The organism is Mesorhizobium sp. RCAM 05099 (assembly GCF_059683685.1).
Genome location: NZ_CM185035.1, coordinates 1,027,098 through 1,045,263, shown reverse-complemented (window position 1 = coordinate 1,045,263; position 18,166 = coordinate 1,027,098). Strand labels below are relative to the sequence as shown.

Genomic DNA, 18,166 nt, shown 5'->3' with positions numbered 1-18,166 from the left:
TGGAAACCGACTTCGGTTTCCGCGTCCGATCGAACGCGCGTCGCATCGAGCGGCCGGCAATATTGCCAAGCGCCATTCAATTTGGTCACAATTCCGTTTAGAGTCGCGTTCAACCTGATCGGCGGCGGCATCGGAAACGGGGCACGGATGGCTTTTCTCAAATCCTTCGGCGTGGGCAGACGTTCTGATGTCCTGATCTACGACCCGCATAAGCTGTCGAGTCCGCAGGTCTTCCTGCTGACCATGGTGATCTTCCTGGCCATCGTGGCGTTCATTGCCGCGATCCTGACCCGCCAGATCTCGACGGCCTTCGGCAGCAATCCCGGCCTCAACGGCCTGATCGTCGGCGTGCTGGCGGTGGGCATCCTGCTGGCCTTCGCCCAGGTCGGGCGGCTGTTTCGCGAAGTGCGCTGGGTCAACTCCTTCCGCGCTGGCTCGGAAACCACCGAACCGGTGCTGCTGGCGCCGATGAAGGCGATGCTCAGCCGCTCCTCGTCGATGGCTTTTTCGACCAGTTCGATGCGCACCATGCTCGATTCCATCGCCACGCGCCTGGATGAAAGCCGCGACACCTCGCGCTATCTCGTCGGCCTGCTGGTGTTCCTCGGCCTGCTCGGCACCTTCTGGGGCCTCTTGAACACCATCGGCTCGATCCGCGAGACCATCGAATCGCTCGACCCGGGCACGGGTGACGCGGCCGCGGTGCTCGATTCGCTCAAGCAGGGGCTTTCCGCGCCGCTGGCCGGCATGGGCACCGCCTTCTCGTCCTCGCTATTCGGCCTGTCCGGCTCGCTGGTGCTCGGTTTCCTCGACCTGCAGGCCGGCCGCGCCCAGACACGTTTCTACACCGAGCTTGAAAACTGGCTGTCCTCGGTCACCGACCTGTCCTCCGACATCGTCGTTTCCGATCCGGCCAAGACCGAATCCTCGGATGAGATCCGCGTGCTGTCCGAACGGCTGCGCAGCATGCAGGAGAATGGCGGCGGCTCCAACCCGCGCGTCGCCACCGCCATGGCCAATCTCGCTGACGGTATTTCCGGCCTGGTCAAGAACATGCGCTCGGAACAGCAGATCATGCGCGACTGGGTCGAGGCCCAATCCGACGAGCAGAAGGCGATGCGCAACACGCTGGAAAAGATCGCCGACGCCCTGAAGAAGCCCGGGGTGCACTGACGTGGCGCTCGCCGAGGGCCGGCGCACCGATCGCCGCATCGACTATTGGCCGGGCTTCGTCGACGCGCTGTCGACGCTGCTTCTGGCCATCATGTTCCTGCTCACGGTCTTCGTGCTGGCACAATTCCTGCTCGGCCGCGAACTGTCCGGCAAGGATACCGCGCTCACGCGCCTCAACTCGCAGATCAACGAACTGACCCAGCTTCTGGCGCTGGAGCGCTCGACGGCGCAGGACAAGGATGATTCGCTGGCCAACCTGCAGGCGTCGCTGTCGGCGGCGGAAGCCGAGAAGAGCCGGCTTGAACAATTGCTGGCGCAAGGTGCGGGCGCCGGCGACGCCGCCAACCAGCGTGCAGCAGAGCTGGGCGGCGAACTCGACAACCAGCGCCGGATCAGTCAGCAGGCGCTGAGCCAGGTCGAGATCCTCAACCAGCAGATCGCGGCACTGCGCAAGCAGATCGGCGCGCTCGAGGATGCGCTCAACGTGTCCGAAACGCGCGACCGCGATTCCAACACCAAGATCGCCGATCTGGGCCGCCGCTTGAACGTGGCACTTGCGCAGCGCGTGCAGGAACTGAACCGCTACCGCTCCGACTTCTTCGGGCGCTTGCGCGAAATCCTCGCCGACCGCGAGAACATCCGCATCGTCGGCGACCGCTTCGTCTTCCAATCGGAAGTGCTGTTCCCGACCGGCTCCGAAGAGATCAACGATGCCGGCAAGGTCGAGATGAAGAAACTCGCCGACGCCATCATCGAGTTGCAGAAGGAAATTCCCCCGGAGATCAACTGGGTGCTGCGCGTCGACGGCCATACCGACAACAAGCCGCTTTCGGGCACCGGCCGCTACCGCGACAACTGGGAGCTGTCGACGGCGCGTTCGACCTCGGTGGTGAAGTTCCTGATCGAGAATGGCGTACCGGCCAACCGGTTGGTCGCCGCCGGCTTCGGCGAGTTTCAGCCCCTCGACCCGGCCGACACTGAAGAGGCGCGCAACAAGAACCGCCGTATTGAGCTGAAGCTCACTGAACGGTGATCCCGCATCACGCGAATTTGTTCGCCGGCTCAACGCTAGGGCGTAGCCGTGGACCGGCAAGGCCTGAAAAGATTATCTTTTTTTAATTACACATCGTGCCGGTGCGGTCCTAGCTTCCCGCCTGGGCCGAGAACCGCCGGCGATGAATCCTCCCATCGTGACGCGACGGAACCGGACGGCCCGCGGCCGGAAGGCTGTCGGAACAACCGCCACCTTCCTCTTCAAGAGGAGACGCGACGATGCGCTCTTTTACTCCCAGGACCTCGCTCAGAACTGCAACATTGACGGCGTTCCTCATCGCCGTTCCGCTTGCCGGCGCCTATGCGGCGGGCCATCATAAAGGCGCTCTCGACGAAACTGCGCCGACCGACTTTACCGGCCCGCGCGTCGAAGGTCTCATCGAACAGGTCCAAGGCGTCCAACAGGGCATAGTCGACGCCAGGCAGGCCAACACCATCACGCCGGCAGTGGCGCAACGCCTGGAAATGCGCACGGCCCGCATCAGTCAGGCGGCCGAGAAGATCGCGGCGTCGGATCACGGCAGGATACCGGCCGCGCAATACCATGACCTGCTGCGCCGGCTCGACAATGTCGACCAACGGCTGATGGTCGACACAGGCAGCGGCTTCATGATCGGCGATGGTTCCGACGGCGGAAACTACCCGAACGGCTGAGACCGGCTATCGCAGCGCGGGCCTGCGGCACTTCGATATTGCGCATGATCCGACCGAAATCGGTTCCGATTTCGGTCCATGCACCAGGAAGGGACCACCTGGCGCCTTCGGGACCCCAATCCCGCGGGCGTCCTTTTTCCCTACCAGCCAAGCCAGACCGCGATCAGGGCAAGCACTGCCGGCACGGTCTGGATGAACAGGATCTTGCGACCAACCGTCACCGCGCCATAGAGGCCGGCAATGGCCACGCACAACAGGAAGAAAACCTTGACCTGGAAACCACCCGCGCCAAGGGTGAGCCCCCAGATCAGGCCGGCGGCAAGGAAGCCGTTGTAGAGCCCCTGATTGGCGGCGAGCACCTTCGAAGCGCTGGCGAATTCCGGCGTCAGATTGAATGCCTTGTGTCCGCTCGGCGTGTCCCACAGCACCATCTCGAGATAGACGATGTAGACATGGATCAAGGCCACCAGCCCGACCAGGATGTTGCCGATCATCTTGTTCCCCCTTCATGCGTCGCCGGCAGCATTTCACGCGTGGCCTCACCTGCGCAAGATGCATCCGCCGCACACAGCCGCAGGGTTGCAAACGTCTTTGCGTTGGTATCTTTTCGCGCCGTCCCCAATCACGGAAGCCGCCATGTCCTTTCAAAAACTCGATGACCTCGGCCACAAACTCGAAGCGCTCGAGCATGCGCTGGCCATCCTCGGCGCCGATGAAGCGACCCATATGGCCGTCGGCGGCGGCGAGAAGCGCGCCGAGGCTATGGCGGCACTGGCCGGCATGTATCACACCAGGGCGACGGCGCCGGAAATCGCCGACTGGATAGCCGTCGCCGAAGGCGAGACGCTCGGCGAAGAGCAACGGGCGGCTCTCGCCGAATTGCGGCGGCAATACACCAACCTGACCTGCCTGCCGGTCGAGTTCGTAGAACGGCAGACGACGGCGCGCATGCGTTGCGAGCAATTGTGGCGCGACCTGCGCGCCAAGAACGATTGGGCCGGCTTCCAGCCGGCGCTCGAGGGCGTGGTGGCGCTGGTGCGCGAGGAGGCCGCCTTGCGCGCCGACGTCCTCGGTCTCGCCCCCTATGACGCGCTGATGGAGCAATACGACCCCGGTAACCGCGCCGCCGACATCACTCCTGTCTTCACCGACCTGAAAGCTTTCCTCAGAGGTTTCGTGCCCGAGGCGCTGGCGATACAGGAAGCGCGGTTGCGCAAGCACCCGCTGAAGCCGCTTTCGGGGACCTATGCGATCGACCGCCAGCGCGAGCTCGGCCTTGCCATGATGGCGGCGGTCGGCTTCGATCTGACGCACGGGTCGCTGTCGGTATCGCACCACCCATTCTGCGGCGGCGTGCCGAGCGACGTGCGCATCACCACCCGCTACAAGACCTCCGACTTCCTCTCGGCGCTGATGGGCGTGCTGCACGAGACCGGCCATGCGCTATACGAACAAAACCTGCCGAAGACATGGTCGCACTGGCCGCTCGGCAAGGCGCGCGGCATGGCCGTGCATGAAAGCCAGAGCCTGTTCGTCGAAAAGCAGATCGGCCGCAACCCTGCCTTCTGGCGCTGGGCGCTGCCAGTGGTCGAAAGGCATCTCGGCGAAGCCTGGTCGCTCGACGACATCCTGCCGCATGTGCATCGCGTCGAACGCGGCCTGATCCGTGTCGACGCCGACGAGGTGACCTATCCGCTGCATGTCATCCTGCGCTACGAGCTGGAGCAGGAGCTCGTCTCGGGCAGGCTGGAGGTGGCTGACCTGCCTGAAGCCTGGGACGCCAAGATGCGCGACTATCTCGGGCTTTCCACCATCGACAATCCCGCCGACGGACCGATGCAGGACGTGCACTGGCCGGGCGCCGCCTTCGGCTACTTCCCCTCCTATACGCTGGGCGCGATGATGGCGGCCCAGCAATGGGCGGCGCTGACAAGGGACCATCCGTCCGCTGATGGCGACCTCGCCGGGGGCGATTTCGAGGCGATCAACGCCTGGCGGCGCGACAGGATCTGGTCGCAAGGCTCGCGCTGGTCGACACCGGATCTGCTCGAGCGCGCCACCGGTGAGAAGCTCAACGCCACGTATTTCACCGATCATCTGCGCAAACGGTATGGAAACGCGTGAGGCTATGGGTGGAATCGCCAGGCCACCAGCGCCTGCCTACTCCGCGGCACCCCTGAAGGCGCTTGCACCGGTTTCGAACTGCAGCTTTGCCAGCCGTGCATAGATGCCGCCCTTGGCGACGAGGCTCTTGTGCGTGCCTTCCTCGACAATGCTGCCGCCGTCCATGACCAGGATCCTGTCGGCTTTCAGCACGGTTGCCAGGCGATGCGCGATGACGATGGTGGTGCGGCCCTGCATCAGCCGCTCCAGCGCCATCTGCACCAGCGTCTCGCTTTCGGCGTCGAGCGCCGAAGTCGCCTCGTCGAGCAGCAGGATCGGTGCGTCGCGCAGGATGGCGCGGGCGATCGCCACCCGCTGGCGCTGGCCGCCGGACAGCGTCACGCCACGCTCGCCGACCTGGCTGTCGTAGCCTTTTTCAAGCTTGAGAATGAACTCGTCGGCCAGCGCATCCTTGGCCGCCGCCTCGATCTCGGCCTCGCTAGCCCCCGGCCGGCCGAAGCCGATATTGTCGCGAGCGCTGGCCGCGAAGATGGTGACATCCTGCGGCACGATGGCGATGCGTTGCCTGATGGCGATGGGATCGGCCTCGCGCACGTCGACGCCGTCGATCACGATCCTGCCGGTCTCGGGATCGTAGAAGCGCAGGATCAGCGAGAACACGGTGCTCTTGCCGGCGCCCGAAGGCCCGACGATCGCCACCGTCTCGCCGGGCTTGACCTGAAAGCTCAGGCCGCGGACGGCGGCACGGTCGGGTCTGGCCGGATACGAGAACGACACGTCGTCGAAACTGATCGCGCCTCTCGCTTTCGCTGGCAGCAGGACCGGAACGGCGAGCGACTGGATCGCCGGCTTCTCGGCCAGGATCTCGGTCAACCGCTCGGCGGCACCCGCTGCCCGGGCAAGTTCGCCCCACACTTCCGACAGCGCGCCGAGCGCGCCGGCGGCGAACACCGAATAGAGCAGGAACTGGCCGAGCGTGCCCGGCGACAGCGTGCCGTCGAGCACGTCGCGCGAGCCGAACCACAGCACCGCCACGACCGAGGAAAAGATCATGAAGATGGCGAAGAAGGTGAGGAACGAGCGGGCAAAGATCGAGGCCCGCGCCGCCTCGAATGCGGCCTCCACGGCGGACGAAAAGCGGCCGGTGACCAGTCTTTCATTGGTGAATGCCTGCAGCGTGCGCACCGCGCCGATCTGCTCGCTGGCATAGGCTGTCGCATTGGCCAGAGTGTCCTGCGCCAGCCGTGATTTGCGCCGCACCGAGCGGCCGAAGGCGACCAGCGGCAACACGATGACCGGGATCGCCGCGATGACCAGGCCCGACAGCTTCGGGCTGGTGAAGACCATCATCGCCACGGCGCCAAGACCGAGGATGACATTGCGCAGCGCCACCGAGGCGGTCGCCCCCACGGCCGACTTGATCTGCGTCGTGTCGGCGGCGAGCCGCGACACGATCTCTCCCGACTGCGCTGTGTCGAAGAAGGATGGCGACAGGGTCGTCACATGGCTGAACACGTCGCTGCGGATGTCGGCGACAACGCGCTCGCCGAGCGTAATGACAAAATAGTAACGGCAGGCCGACGCAGCCGCCAGCACAGCGGCCATCACCACCAACATGCCGAAATATTCGGCGATGAAGCTGGAATCCGACGCCGAAAAGCCGTGGTCGATCATCCGCCGTACCGCCAGCGGCAAGGCCAGCGTCGTCGCCGCCGCAACGGCCAGCGAGATGACCGCGCCGATGACCATTTTCCGGTAGCGGGTGAGATAGGGGAACAGGCGCCTGAGCGGCTTGAGCGAGCGTCGGCGCTCGTCTGCATCGCCACTGATATCCGCCATGACCGTTTCCTCTGGCCCCCTTTGCATTGCGCCACCAATATGCGCCTGCCGCGGCCTTGTGATTCAATTCCGGCTGATGTATAGGCTCGCCGACCGTTTTAGAAGCCGTGGCTCCTCAATAGCTGCGGCTTCGATTTTTAAAAAGTGGCGCATCGACGCAGGCTTTTGCCCGTCAGCAGCGCCGGCAGCCAGGAACAGAGCCATGAAGACCGACATCCATCCCGACTACCACACCATCAAGGTCGTCATGACCGATGGCACCGAATACATGACCCGTTCGACCTGGGGCAAGGAAGGCGATACGATGAACCTCGATATCGACCCGACCACCCATCCGGCCTGGACCGGCGGCCAGCAGACCCTGCTCGACCGCGGCGGCCGCCTCTCCAAGTTCAAGAAGCGCTTCGAAGGTTTCGGCCTCTAAGTGCATGTCGCCCAAAAGTGCGAAGCGGTTTTGGCATAACGACTTAGTAAGAACCTAAGCCCGCTCCGACCTTGTCGCAGATCAAAAACCCGCCCTCGAGGCGGGTTTTTTGTTGCCGCCGAAGGCTCGGCTTTCCCTACTCGGCCAGCAATTCCCGCAGCGCCATGCGCTTGTAGGCGGCGACCAGCCTGTCGCCCTCCTGCCGTTCGACCGAGATCGCCAGCCGCATGGCGGCCTCGCCCATTTGCCAGATGAGAAACGCCGTGGTTTCCAGAGCGGCTGGATCGGCCGCCGGCCGCAGCCGCTTCAGCACTGCGGTGAGGAACTCGGCATTGGTCCGGCTGTCGGCAAGCTCGAGCTGGCGCAGCGCCTTGTCGGCCTGTGTGCCGGACCAGATGTCGCGCATCACAGGCTCGGCCAGGAACAGCCGGTAGTAGATATCGACCAGCTCCGAAAACGCTTGGCCCAGGCCTTCGGCGTCGCGGACATCAGCAAGTGCCGCTGAGATACAGGCCTGGCCCTCGGTGGTGTAGCGTTCAGCCAGCGCCCAGATGATTGACCGCTTGTCGGGAAAGAACTGGTAGAGCGAACCGATCGACACTCCTGCCCGTTCCGCCACTTCCCCCATGCGCATGGCATCGCTGCCCTGCTCGGCGATCAAAGCCGAAGCCGCGGCCAGCATGCGCTCGACCCGTTCACGGCTGCGCTGCTGGCTCGGCGCCCGGCGCGGTGAAGCGATCTGCTCGTTCGCCGGTGCGCCTTCCATCATTGTCTCCAACAAACGCGCTCATCATCCAGAAAGGGGCTTGACGGACAAAATACGAGGGTTTATCACGTTTTGCAAATGTGAGGATTTCTCATGTTTTAAAGCGCGGGAACCTGAACCTGGAGCAAGGGACATGATCACGAAACTTCTCCCCACCCTGACCTTCTTCGCCGCGATCGGCGCGGGCGTCGTCGGCGGCGTGTTCTTCGCCTTTTCCAACTTTGTCATGCCGGCGCTCGCCCGCCTGCCGGCGGCGGGCGGCATCGCCGCGATGAATTCGATCAACATCACCGTCATCACGCCGGCCTTCATGACCGCATTGTTCGGCACCGGGCTGATCTGCCTCGTGCTCATCGCCGGCGCGATCATCGGCTGGAGCCAGCCGGGTTCGTTCTGGCTGCTCGCCGGCGCCCTGATCTACCTCGTCGGCAACCTGATCGTGACCATGGTCTTCAACGTGCCGCTCAACGACGCGCTGGCCGCCGTCGATCCGGCCAGCAGCAATGGCGCCACTGTCTGGACCACTTATCTCAGGGATTGGGTCATGTGGAACCACGTCCGAGCCGTCACCGCCATCGTGGCTCTTGGCTGCTTCATCTTCGCATGGCGGTGAGCATCACCATCGAGGCCAAAACCCCGTTCTCTCACGCTTGAAAGGTGTGTTGAGATTCAGGCCAGGCCGAGTCGAAAGCGGCGATTTCCGAGAACCAGGGCGGAGCGTACTTAAAGTACGTGAGCACCGGAAGCGCAGGAAAGCACCGTTTGCAGACCGGCCTCACCTGAATATCAATACCTTAGGCGGGGTCTTTTGACTTATGACCCTTGCGGTCCGAATGGCCGAGATCGCGATCCGGGTCGATGACATCGCGGACCAGCTGCTTGAGCTTGGCCGCATCCGGGAAACCGCCGTCGCGCTTGCGGTCCCAGACCAGCACGTCATTGCAGGAGATGGTGAAAATGCCGCCGGTGCCGGGCACCAGCGTCACTTCGCCGAGATCCGTGCCGAAGGTGGAGAGCAGTTCCTGCGCCATCCAGCCAGCACGCAACAACCACTGGCACTGCGTGCAATAGGTGATGCGGATGGCGGGCAACCGCTTCTCGACTGCGCCGGACTGAACGTCGCCCATGCCTGGCTGAGCTTCGCTCATGCCGCGCTGAGCTTGGCCATTGTCTCGTCGTCGACTTCGAAGTTGGCGTAGACGCTCTGGACGTCGTCGTCGTCCTCGAGCGTGGCGACCAACTTCATCAGCGATTGTGCCCGTTCCTCGTCGACCGGAACATTGTTCTGCGGCCTCCAGATCGGCTTCACCGATTCGGCCTCGCCGAGCGCGCCCTCAAGCGCCTTCGAGACCTCGCCGAGATTTTCGAAGGCGCAATAGATCGTGTGGCCTTCTTCATCCGACTCCACATCGTCGGCGCCGGCTTCGATCGCCGCGTCCATCACCTTGTCGGCGCTGCCGGCCGATGCCGGATAATAGATCTCGCCGGCGCGGTCCCACATGAACGACACCGAACCGGTTTCGCCGAGCGCGCCGCCGGCCTTGGTGAAGGCGGCGCGCACATTCGACGCCGAACGGTTGCGGTTGTCGGTCAGGGCCTCGACGATAACGGCGACGCCGCCTGGACCGTAGCCCTCGTAGCGCACGGCTTCGTAATTCTCGGCATCGCCCATCGAGGCCTTGTTGATGGCGCGCTGGATGTTGTCCTTCGGCATCGACACCGCCTTGGCGTTCTGCACGGCAAGGCGCAGGCGCGGGTTCATCGATGGATCGGGCGTGCCGCTCTTGGCGGCAACGGTGATTTCGCGCGCCAGCTTGGAAAACATTTTCGACCGCACCGCGTCCTGACGGCCCTTGCGGTGCATGATGTTCTTGAACTGTGAATGGCCAGCCATGGCACCCCTGTCGTGTTCGGCTAGAGCATCCCGCAGCCAGGCAGATCACCTCGCCTTTTGCAAAATGCTCGAATTCAAAATTTCAGAACGTCCTTGATGCGTCCCGAGGACGTATGGCGCTCTCTGTCGGAATGGCCGGCTTATAGATAAATCGGCTCAATTCGTCCAGCCGCACCGCGCACAGGACGCATGACAGCGGCTGCCGCAAGCGCTCACCCCTCCAGATCGGACTTCAGCCGGTCGATGATGCTGAGCGCATGGCCGGCATACTGACTGATCCAGCGGTCGTGAATCTGCTTGATCGGCAGCGCGTTGAGATGGTTCCAGCGCTCGCGCCCGTCGCGGCGCGCAACAATCAGATCGGCATCTTCCAGCACCTTGAGATGCAGCATGACGGTGCAGCGATCGATGTCGGGAAAGGCGTCGCACAACATGCCGGTGGTCTTCGGCGTGTCCTTCAGCTGATCCAGCATTTCGCGCCGGCGTGGATGGGCCAGCGCCTTGAAAATATTGTCGTCTTGCGATCGGCTTGACATGTTATGTTTCTATAACATATCGTTCGGTCGATCAAGGAAGGAGCTGTGGATATGTCCCTCGGATTCAGGGTTTCCGGACGCATCGGCAGGCCGGTCGCCGAAGTCTTCGACGCGGTCGTCAATCCGAAGAAGCTCAGCGGCTATTTCACCACCATTGGCGGCGCCAGCGCGCCACTGGAGGCCGGCGCCGGTGTCGTCTGGTGGGGCAAAGTGCCGGTCGAGGTCGATGAGGTGGTCAAGGACAGCCGCATCGTCTTGCGCTGGGATGCCACCGACGCCGACGGCAAGCCGGCCTACAAGACCCGCATCGAGATGAATTTCGAGCCGCTCGACGATGGCGGCACCTTCGTCACCATCGCCGAGAGCGGGTGGCAGGAAGGCGCGGTCGGGCTGAAGAAATCCTACCTCAATTGCGAGGGCTGGTCGCAGATGCTGGCCTGCATGAAGGCCTATGTCGAATACGGCATCAACCTGCGCGAAGGCTATTACCGCAGCGAGATGAAGGGAGAACCCGCCAACGAGACCAACATCTGAGTGACGGAGGTAAAGCGATGAAGAAAGTGACGCCATTCCTGATGTTCGAGGGCAAGGCCGAGGAGGCAATGACCCTCTATTGCGAGACCATTCCCGACAGCGGCGTCCTTGACGTCACGCGTTACGGTCCCGGCGAGGACGGCCCCGAAGGAACGGTCAAGCTGGCGCGCGTCTCCATCGCTGGCCTGGAAGTCATGGTCTACAACAGCCCCGTACACCACGCCTTCACGTTCACGCCGTCGGTCTCGCTGTATGTGGATTGTTCCGCCGAGGACGAACTGAACCGCATTGTCGAGACGCTGGCAAAGGATGGCGGGTTCCTGATGCCGCCCGACAATTACGGCTTCAGCCGCCGCTTCGCATGGCTGAACGACAGGTTCGGCGTCTCCTGGCAGGTCAATCTGGCATAGAAAGCTGGACAGCAGGAGGCCGGTAGGCACGAGGGCTGACCGGCAGACAAACCAGGGACTGTCTATCGAAGGAAAGTTGCCATGGAAATCCACGAAACGCCGACCGCCGAAGCCGGCATGCTGATCCGGCGGCCCGTCGCCGACGTGTTCGAGGCCATCGTCGATCCGGCCGTCACCACGAAATTCTGGTTCACCCACGGCAGCGGCCGGCTGGACAGCGGCAAGGATGTTCGCTGGGAATGGCGCATGTACGACGTCTCGACGACGGTCGTTGTCAGCGACATCGTCGCGAACGAAAGGATCGTCATGCAATGGAGCGATCCGCCGACCACTGTGCTCTGGACCTTCACCAAAATGCCAGGCGAAGCGACCTTTCTCGAGGTCCGCAACTTCGGCTTCGCCGGCAATGGCGACGAGCAGGTGAAAGAGGCCATTGGTTCAACCGGCGGCTTCTCGCTCGTGCTGGCCGGCGCCAAGGCCTGGCTGGAGCAGGGTCTGACGCTGGGCCTGATCGGCGACCGCCATCCGAAGGGTGTGCCGGGGCATTAGGTTCGCCCTTGCGGACCAACCTCAATGTCCGTCGCCGGACTTCGCCTTCCTGCGCCGTCGCGCCAACATGTTGAGCCCCTCGACCAGCGCCGAGAAACCCATGGCCGCGTATATGTAGCCCTTGGGCACGTGATAGCCCATGCCGTCTGCGATCAGCGTCATGCCGATCATCAGCAGGAAGCCCAACGCCAGCATGACGATGCTCGGGTTCTTGGCAATGAAGTCCGCCAGGGGCCCCGCCGCCAGCATCATCACGCTGACCGCGACGATCACCGCGATATACATGATGGCGATCTCGTCGGTCATGCCGACGGCGGTGATGATCGAATCGATCGAGAAGACGAGGTCGAGCAGCAGGATCTGGAAGATCGCGCCGGCAAGGCTGATCTGCAGCGTCTCGCCCAGCATCGTGTCCTTGTGGTCGTCGGGATCGACCGTGTGATGGATTTCCTTGGTCGCCTTCCAGACCAGGAACAAGCCGCCGGCGATCAGGATCAGGTCGCGCCACGAGAAACCATGGCCGAACGCAGTGAATACCGGCATCGTCAGTTGGACGATGACCGAGATGGTGGCGAGCAGCACCAGCCGCATGACCAGCGCCGCCGAGATGCCGAGCCGGCGGGCTCGAGCGCGTTGCGCCTCCGGCAGTTTGTTGGTCAGGATCGAGATGAAGATCAGATTGTCGATGCCGAGCACGATCTCCAGCACCACCAGCGTCAGCAGCGCGACCCAGGCCGTCGGGTCGGAAACGAATTGAAAATGCGGCGCGAAAAATTCGATAAGCTGCATGGAGGTCGTCGTCCCCTCTTGTAACGATCTAGAGCAGTGTCGCCGGCAGTTAGGTACTGCACACGCCTATATCAATGTCACGACCAGAAGGACGGCGCGGTTTCCTCCAGCCGCGGGCCGCGACGAAACGGCGCGATCTTCTCGGCCAGCCCGGTGCGGTCGGAAATATCGACGCCGACGCCGCACAATGTCGCCGGTCCGGTCGCTGCCTCGAAACGCCCCTTCGGCACCTTCGACAGGAACCGGTTGAGTGGTTCCTCCTTGTCCATGCCAAGCGATGAATCGTAATCGCCGCACATGCCGGCGTCGGACATGTAACCGGTACCGCCGTTGAGGATCTGGTGATCGCCGGTCGGCTGGTGCGTGTGGGTGCCGACGACAAGACTGGCGCGGCCATCGACGAAATGCGCGAAGCACATCTTTTCAGACGTTGCCTCGGCGTGGAAGTCGATGACCACGGCATCCGCCTGCTCGCCGAGCGGACAGGCGGCAAGCTCGCGCTCTCCGGCCTGGAAGGGATCGTCGAGCTCGGGATGCATGAATACCCGGCCCATGATGTTGGCGACCAGCACGCGCGCGCCGCTCCCGGCGATGTAGACGCCGGAGCCGCGCCCGGGCGTGCCCTTGGGAAAGTTGGACGGCCGCAGGAACCGCTCTTCGCGCGGCGCAAAGGCGAGCGCATCGCGCTGGTCCCAGACGTGGTTGCCGGTGGTGACGACATCGGCACCGGCCGCGATCGTCTCGCGAAAGATCTCTTCGGTGATGCCGAAGCCGCCGGCGGCATTCTCGCCGTTGACGATGACGAAATCGAGCCTGAAGTCCGAAATCAGTCCAGGCAATTGTTCCCACACCGCCGTGCGTCCCGTTTTTCCCACCATGTCACCGAGGAAGAGAAGTCTCATATGATCCCGCACCGAAGGTCAACGAAGCAAAAGCTGCATGACGTCTGCGAAAAGATCATGCGTCCATTTATCTACAATTTTGGCGCGAAGCGGCGCAACCCGCTCTCGGTGAGTATTTCCGTGATGATGACGTCGTGGTTCTCATCCGGCACCAGCGCCACTTCCTGGCAGTCGAAGGCGATGCCGATCAATCGCGGTGGTTTTCCCTTGTCGACCAGCTTGGCGATTGCGCGGTCATAGTAGCCGGCGCCATAGCCGATGCGATGGCCGCGCGCGTCGAAGGCGGCGAGCGGCACCAGCATCACCGAGGGGTCGAGCACCTCGGCTTCTTCGTGCGGGCCGACCGTGCCGAAGCCCATCTCGACCATCGGCGCACCGCGCACCAGTTCGCGAAAGACGATGGTAGTCTTGTCGAGGATGGCAGGCAGGCAAAGCCTCGCCCCCTTCTCGCGCAAGGCAAACATCAGCGGCCGGACGTCCACTTCCGATCGCATCGGCCAGAAGCCGGAGACGATCTGGCCCGGCTCGACATCGAGGTGATCGCGCGCCGTTTCGGCCATTTCAAGCGCGATCTCCACCCTCCACAACGCATCGAGCGCGTCACGGCGCCCGAGTGCCTCGCGACGCAGCTGCTTTTTCAATTCTTTGGGAGAGGTCATGCGGCCAGGATAGAAAAGGTCAGATCTGGATGGAGTCTCGGGAGCGACGTTTTCCACCGCGTCATCCACCGAAATGCGTGGATGCATTGGAATAAGTGACGATCCACACAACCGGTGGAGAGAGCGATCCCGGGTGCCTACAAAGTAGGTGGGCGCCGTGTGAGAAAACCCACGGGTCTTCCCAGGGACAGCTCCCTAAGGATCGTTAAGGCCCCGGGGAAAATGTTCTCCTGCCGGGAAGCACAGACCGTCATCCCCAATATAGGCCGATGGCAGCCCGAGCGCCAGAGAGATGGCATTCTTTCCGTGCTGGTTCCCGCAGTCGCCGCAGCCAACCCCACCCTTGCGCGGACCGGGCCGTCTCCTTACGGTCGCCAGGAGTGAACCAGGGAGCGAAAATGCGTTTCGAAGGCACGGCGGCCTATGTCGCCGACAAGGATCTGATGGTTGCGGTCAACGCGGCGATCGCGCTGGAGCGGCCCTTGCTGGTCAAGGGCGAGCCCGGCACCGGCAAGACGGAACTTGCCAGGCAAGTGGCGGCGGCCCTTGGCCTCGACCTCATCGAATGGCACGTCAAGTCGACCACCAGGGCGCAGCAGGGTCTTTACGAGTATGACGCCGTCTCGCGGCTGCGCGACAGCCAGCTCGGCGATATCAGGTTCAACGACATCAGGAACTACATCAAGCGCGGTAAATTGTGGGAGGCGTTCGCCGCCGGCAAGAAGGTCGTGCTTCTGATTGACGAGATCGACAAGGCCGACATCGAGTTCCCCAACGACCTGTTGCAGGAACTCGATCGGATGGAGTTCTTCGTCTACGAGACCGGCGAGACCATCCGCGCGGCCGTCCGGCCGATCGTCATCATCACCTCCAACAACGAGAAGGAGCTGCCGGACGCCTTCCTGCGCCGCTGCTTCTTCCACTACATCCGCTTTCCCGACGTCGACACGCTGCACAGGATCGTCGACGTGCACTATCCCGGCATCAAGCAGAGCCTAGTGCGCGCGGCCCTTACCCAGTTCTACGAGATTCGCGACGTGCCCGGCCTGAAGAAGAAGCCGTCGACCTCCGAAGCGCTCGACTGGATAAGGCTGCTGGTCGCCGACGACATCGCGCCGGAGGACCTGCGCGCCGATCCGAAGAACGCGTTGCCGAAGCTGCATGGCGCGCTTCTGAAGAACGAACAGGACGTGCATCTGTTCGAGCGGCTGGCCTTCATGGCGCGAAGGCAGGGGTAGCGCTTTTCCCTGCTGTGGACCGTTGCCGGCAGTCGAACAGGGGGGCAGCTTCGGCCAGAACCCCCGGAGGAAATGAAATGACCGAGATCATCGTCCGCCCGCTTGCGCAGTCCGACCATGCCGACTGGCGCCGCTTGTGGACCGACTACCTCACCTTCTACGAAACCAAGCTGCCGGACGAGGTGTACGCCGTCACCTGGAAGCGGCTGTTCACGGCGGGCGAGTTCGAGCCGAAGGGCTTCATCGCCATCCTCGACGGCAAGGCGGTCGGCCTCACCCACTATCTCTACCACCGCTCCTGCTGGGCGGAGCAGAACAACTGCTATCTGCAGGACCTGTTCGCCGACCCCGACGTGCGCGGCAAGGGCATCGGTGCGGCGCTGATCGAGGCCGTGAAACAGGAAGCGGCAAAAACCGGCGTGAAGAACGTCTACTGGATGACGCACGAGACCAACGCGACGGCGCGCAAGCTCTACGATTATGTCGCGCGGCGGACCGGCTTCATCGAGTATGATCTGTTGTAGATAGGCCATGTTCATCCCGTTCTTCCTCGAGTTGAAGGCCGCGCGCGTTCCCGTTTCGCTGCGGGAATATCTGTCGCTGTTGGAGGGACTGGAAGCCGGGCTGGTCGACTACGACGTCGAGGGTTTTTATTACCTCGCCCGCACGGCACTGGTGAAGGACGAGCGCCATATCGATCGCTTCGACCAGGTGTTCGCGCATGTCTTCAAGGGCGTTGAGGCGCTGGGCGGACCCGATGCCATCGACGTCGCGAACCTCCCGGAAGAGTGGCTGCGCCGCCTCGCCGAAAAGCACCTGACCGACGAGGAGAAAAAGCTGGTCGAGGCGCTCGGCGGCTTCGAAAAGCTGATGGAGACGCTGAGGCAGCGGCTCGAGGAACAGAAAGGCCGCCATCAGGGCGGCTCGAAATGGATCGGCACCGGCGGCACCTCGCCCTTCGGCGCCTATGGCTACAATCCTGAAGGCGTGCGCATCGGCCAGCATGAAAGCCGCAATCGCCGCGCGGTGAAGGTCTGGGACAAGCGCGAGTTCAGGAATTTCGATGATGCCGTCGAGCTTGGCACCCGCAACATCAAGATCGCGCTGAAACGCCTGCGCCGCTGGGTACGCGAGGGCGCCGAGGAAGAATTCGACCTGCCCGGCACCATCCACGCCACCGCCGAGCACGGCTACCTCGACGTCCGCACGCGGCCCGAACGGCGCAACGCGGTGAAGCTTCTGATGTTCTTCGATGTCGGCGGCTCGATGGATGACCATATCAAGAGCGTCGAGGAGCTGTTTTCGGCCGCCCGCGCCGAATTCCGCCAGCTCGAATATTTCTACTTCCACAACTGCCTCTACGAGAGCGTGTGGAAGGACAATCGCCGCCGCCATGCCGAGGTAATTCCGACCTTCGACCTCCTCCACAAATACGGCCCGGACTACAAGGTGATCGTCGTCGGCGACGCCTCGATGAGCCCTTACGAGATTGCCCACCCCGGCGGCTCGGTCGAGCACTGGAATCCGGAGGCCGGAGCCGTCTGGCTCGGCCGCCTGCTGCAGCAATGGCCGAACGCGGTGTGGCTCAACCCGGAAAACCAGAAGAACTGGGGCTTTACCCATTCTATCACTATCATCCGCGACATCTTCGGCGGCCGCATGTTCCCGCTGACGCTGGCAGGGCTCGAAGGCGCGACGAAGCAGCTGTCGAGAAAGCATTGACCCTTGCAAAAGCCCGCCGCTGGGCAGACGCGTAACAAATGCCTATCTTGGTGCGAATATGAGGTTGCAATCAACAACGAGCCGGCAAGGCTGAGGAGATCAGATGGACACCCACACCTACCCCGTAACCCGCACCGACGCCGAATGGCGCGCCCGGCTGACGCCGGAGCAATATGCGGTCATGCGCGGCCACGGCACCGAGCGGCCGGGAAGCTGCGCCTTGCTCTACGAGAAGCGCGCCGGCACCTTTTCCTGCGTCGGCTGTGACCAGCCGCTGTTCGAATCCAAGCTGAAGTTCGAAAGCGGCACCGGCTGGCCGAGCTTCAACGATCCGGTGCCCGGCTCGGTCGAAAACACCGTCGACCGCAGCTACGGCATGGTGCGTACCGAATGCCACTGCGCCCGCTGCGGCAGCCATCTCGGCCATGTCTTCGAGGACGGCCCGCCGCCGACCGGCCTGCGCTATTGCATCAACGGCGTGGCTTTGAAATTCGAGCCGGCCGCCTGAGCGGCAGGCCCGATTGGCAGGCCCGATTGGCAGGTTTTTGGAAAGGCGGCTTCGGCCGCCTTTTTCATTGGCCGAACAATTGAGAGCCCTGGTCAGATTACGATCGTCAGGATCAGCCACAGCGCGGCACAGAGCATCATCATTGACGCCTTGGCGCCGCCAGTTTTCTCGGCTGTCCGCCAGACGGCCAACATCAGGAAGATGGTGTAGGGTACCGGCGCGAAATGCACCGCCAGAACGGCCTCGAGCGGCTGCTTCAGTGCGAGCAGGATGAGCGCCGCCACCGACGATGCAATGTTGATCGCCGTGCCGACGAGCACCACGTCGCGCCAGAACAGCCGGTCGAGCGGCACCTGGCCAAGCCAGCGTGAACGGAAGAAACCCGCCAGCAC

General features: G+C 63.1%; 23 protein-coding genes and 1 other RNA gene. 13 read left to right on the top strand and 11 right to left on the bottom strand.

What is annotated here, in order from left to right:
• Positions 1 to 147 precede the first annotated feature (147 nt).
• The 3 genes from AC56QQ_RS05110 (at position 148) to AC56QQ_RS05100 (ending at position 2,880) form a co-directional block, all read left to right on the top strand.
• Complete coding sequence (locus AC56QQ_RS05110) at positions 148 to 1,173, top strand: MotA/TolQ/ExbB proton channel family protein (protein ID WP_489863550.1); 1,026 nt, start codon at positions 148 to 150, stop codon at positions 1,171 to 1,173.
• Between the two features lies 1 nt (position 1,174).
• A complete protein-coding gene (locus AC56QQ_RS05105) occupies positions 1,175 to 2,206 on the top strand; it encodes a peptidoglycan -binding protein (RefSeq protein ID WP_497125809.1) in 1,032 nt (343 codons plus the stop codon).
• A gap of 239 nt (positions 2,207 to 2,445) precedes the next feature.
• Entirely contained in the window at positions 2,446 to 2,880 is a 435-nt protein-coding gene (locus AC56QQ_RS05100; RefSeq protein WP_497125808.1) for a hypothetical protein, read from the top strand.
• Positions 2,881 to 3,020: 140 nt separating this feature from the next.
• Here AC56QQ_RS05100 and AC56QQ_RS05095 read toward each other — a convergent pair whose 3' ends face one another.
• Entirely contained in the window at positions 3,021 to 3,374 is a 354-nt protein-coding gene (locus AC56QQ_RS05095) for a DUF1304 domain-containing protein (protein ID WP_497125807.1), read from the bottom strand.
• A gap of 142 nt (positions 3,375 to 3,516) precedes the next feature.
• Here AC56QQ_RS05095 and AC56QQ_RS05090 point away from each other — a divergent pair, with 142 nt between their 5' ends.
• On the top strand, positions 3,517 to 5,004 hold the full coding sequence (locus tag AC56QQ_RS05090) for a carboxypeptidase M32 (protein WP_497125806.1): 1,488 nt from the start codon (positions 3,517 to 3,519) through the stop codon (positions 5,002 to 5,004).
• Positions 5,005 to 5,040: 36 nt separating this feature from the next.
• Here the strand turns inward: AC56QQ_RS05090 and AC56QQ_RS05085 are convergent, their stop codons facing one another.
• On the bottom strand, positions 5,041 to 6,843 hold the full coding sequence (locus AC56QQ_RS05085) for an ABC transporter transmembrane domain-containing protein (protein ID WP_497125805.1): 1,803 nt from the start codon (positions 6,841 to 6,843) through the stop codon (positions 5,041 to 5,043).
• A gap of 202 nt (positions 6,844 to 7,045) precedes the next feature.
• Between AC56QQ_RS05085 and rpmE the strand changes: the two genes are divergently transcribed.
• A complete protein-coding gene (gene rpmE, locus AC56QQ_RS05080; protein WP_006327661.1) occupies positions 7,046 to 7,267 on the top strand; it encodes a 50S ribosomal protein L31 in 222 nt (73 codons plus the stop codon).
• Between the two features lie 136 nt (positions 7,268 to 7,403).
• Here rpmE and AC56QQ_RS05075 read toward each other — a convergent pair whose 3' ends face one another.
• Positions 7,404 to 8,033, bottom strand: a complete 630-nt coding sequence (locus AC56QQ_RS05075) for a TetR family transcriptional regulator (RefSeq protein WP_497125804.1) — start codon at positions 8,031 to 8,033, stop codon at positions 7,404 to 7,406.
• A gap of 133 nt (positions 8,034 to 8,166) precedes the next feature.
• Between AC56QQ_RS05075 and AC56QQ_RS05070 the strand changes: the two genes are divergently transcribed.
• The gene (locus AC56QQ_RS05070) at positions 8,167 to 8,646 is read left to right on the top strand and encodes an anthrone oxygenase family protein (protein WP_497125803.1); all 480 of its coding nucleotides are present in this window, start codon (positions 8,167 to 8,169) and stop codon (positions 8,644 to 8,646) included.
• A gap of 181 nt (positions 8,647 to 8,827) precedes the next feature.
• Here the strand turns inward: AC56QQ_RS05070 and AC56QQ_RS05065 are convergent, their stop codons facing one another.
• The 3 genes from AC56QQ_RS05065 to AC56QQ_RS05055 form a co-directional block, all read right to left on the bottom strand.
• On the bottom strand, positions 8,828 to 9,160 hold the full coding sequence (locus AC56QQ_RS05065; protein WP_091578950.1) for an Rdx family protein: 333 nt from the start codon (positions 9,158 to 9,160) through the stop codon (positions 8,828 to 8,830).
• A 17-nt stretch (positions 9,161 to 9,177) separates the two neighbouring features.
• Entirely contained in the window at positions 9,178 to 9,927 is a 750-nt protein-coding gene (locus AC56QQ_RS05060; RefSeq protein ID WP_091578823.1) for a YebC/PmpR family DNA-binding transcriptional regulator, read from the bottom strand.
• A 212-nt stretch (positions 9,928 to 10,139) separates the two neighbouring features.
• Positions 10,140 to 10,463, bottom strand: a complete 324-nt coding sequence (locus tag AC56QQ_RS05055) for an ArsR/SmtB family transcription factor (protein ID WP_497125802.1) — start codon at positions 10,461 to 10,463, stop codon at positions 10,140 to 10,142.
• Between the two features lie 51 nt (positions 10,464 to 10,514).
• Here AC56QQ_RS05055 and AC56QQ_RS05050 point away from each other — a divergent pair, with 51 nt between their 5' ends.
• The 3 genes from AC56QQ_RS05050 (at position 10,515) to AC56QQ_RS05040 (ending at position 11,956) form a co-directional block, all read left to right on the top strand.
• Positions 10,515 to 10,997: an SRPBCC domain-containing protein gene (locus tag AC56QQ_RS05050; RefSeq protein ID WP_497125801.1), complete on the top strand. Its 483-nt coding sequence runs from the start codon at positions 10,515 to 10,517 to the stop codon at positions 10,995 to 10,997.
• Positions 10,998 to 11,014: 17 nt separating this feature from the next.
• Positions 11,015 to 11,407: a VOC family protein gene (locus tag AC56QQ_RS05045; protein ID WP_497125800.1), complete on the top strand. Its 393-nt coding sequence runs from the start codon at positions 11,015 to 11,017 to the stop codon at positions 11,405 to 11,407.
• A gap of 81 nt (positions 11,408 to 11,488) precedes the next feature.
• Complete coding sequence (locus AC56QQ_RS05040; RefSeq protein ID WP_497125799.1) at positions 11,489 to 11,956, top strand: SRPBCC family protein; 468 nt, start codon at positions 11,489 to 11,491, stop codon at positions 11,954 to 11,956.
• A gap of 21 nt (positions 11,957 to 11,977) precedes the next feature.
• On the opposite strand, the gene AC56QQ_RS05035 is transcribed toward AC56QQ_RS05040, so the two are convergent.
• The 4 genes from AC56QQ_RS05035 to ssrS form a co-directional block, all read right to left on the bottom strand.
• A complete protein-coding gene (locus tag AC56QQ_RS05035; RefSeq protein WP_497125798.1) occupies positions 11,978 to 12,745 on the bottom strand; it encodes a TerC family protein in 768 nt (255 codons plus the stop codon).
• A gap of 77 nt (positions 12,746 to 12,822) precedes the next feature.
• Entirely contained in the window at positions 12,823 to 13,647 is an 825-nt protein-coding gene (locus AC56QQ_RS05030; RefSeq protein ID WP_497125797.1) for a TIGR00282 family metallophosphoesterase, read from the bottom strand.
• Between the two features lie 71 nt (positions 13,648 to 13,718).
• Entirely contained in the window at positions 13,719 to 14,306 is a 588-nt protein-coding gene (locus AC56QQ_RS05025) for a 5-formyltetrahydrofolate cyclo-ligase (protein WP_489858266.1), read from the bottom strand.
• Positions 14,307 to 14,402: 96 nt separating this feature from the next.
• Positions 14,403 to 14,558: non-coding RNA, 6S RNA (gene ssrS, locus AC56QQ_RS05020), on the bottom strand.
• A gap of 146 nt (positions 14,559 to 14,704) precedes the next feature.
• Here ssrS and AC56QQ_RS05015 point away from each other — a divergent pair.
• The 4 genes from AC56QQ_RS05015 to msrB all read left to right on the top strand — a co-directional run bounded on the left by AC56QQ_RS05015 (position 14,705) and on the right by msrB (position 17,774).
• The gene (locus AC56QQ_RS05015; RefSeq protein WP_489858267.1) at positions 14,705 to 15,544 is read left to right on the top strand and encodes an AAA family ATPase; all 840 of its coding nucleotides are present in this window, start codon (positions 14,705 to 14,707) and stop codon (positions 15,542 to 15,544) included.
• A gap of 77 nt (positions 15,545 to 15,621) precedes the next feature.
• Complete coding sequence (locus tag AC56QQ_RS05010; RefSeq protein ID WP_497125796.1) at positions 15,622 to 16,068, top strand: GNAT family N-acetyltransferase; 447 nt, start codon at positions 15,622 to 15,624, stop codon at positions 16,066 to 16,068.
• 7 nt (positions 16,069 to 16,075) lie between these two features.
• A complete protein-coding gene (locus tag AC56QQ_RS05005; protein WP_497125795.1) occupies positions 16,076 to 17,266 on the top strand; it encodes a vWA domain-containing protein in 1,191 nt (396 codons plus the stop codon).
• Between the two features lie 103 nt (positions 17,267 to 17,369).
• Positions 17,370 to 17,774 (top strand): peptide-methionine (R)-S-oxide reductase MsrB, encoded by a 405-nt coding sequence (msrB, locus tag AC56QQ_RS05000; RefSeq protein WP_013529102.1) that lies wholly within the window; start codon positions 17,370 to 17,372, stop codon positions 17,772 to 17,774.
• 92 nt (positions 17,775 to 17,866) lie between these two features.
• Here the strand turns inward: msrB and AC56QQ_RS04995 are convergent, their stop codons facing one another.
• On the bottom strand, positions 17,867 to 18,166 hold the full coding sequence (locus tag AC56QQ_RS04995; RefSeq protein WP_497125794.1) for a hypothetical protein: 300 nt from the start codon (positions 18,164 to 18,166) through the stop codon (positions 17,867 to 17,869).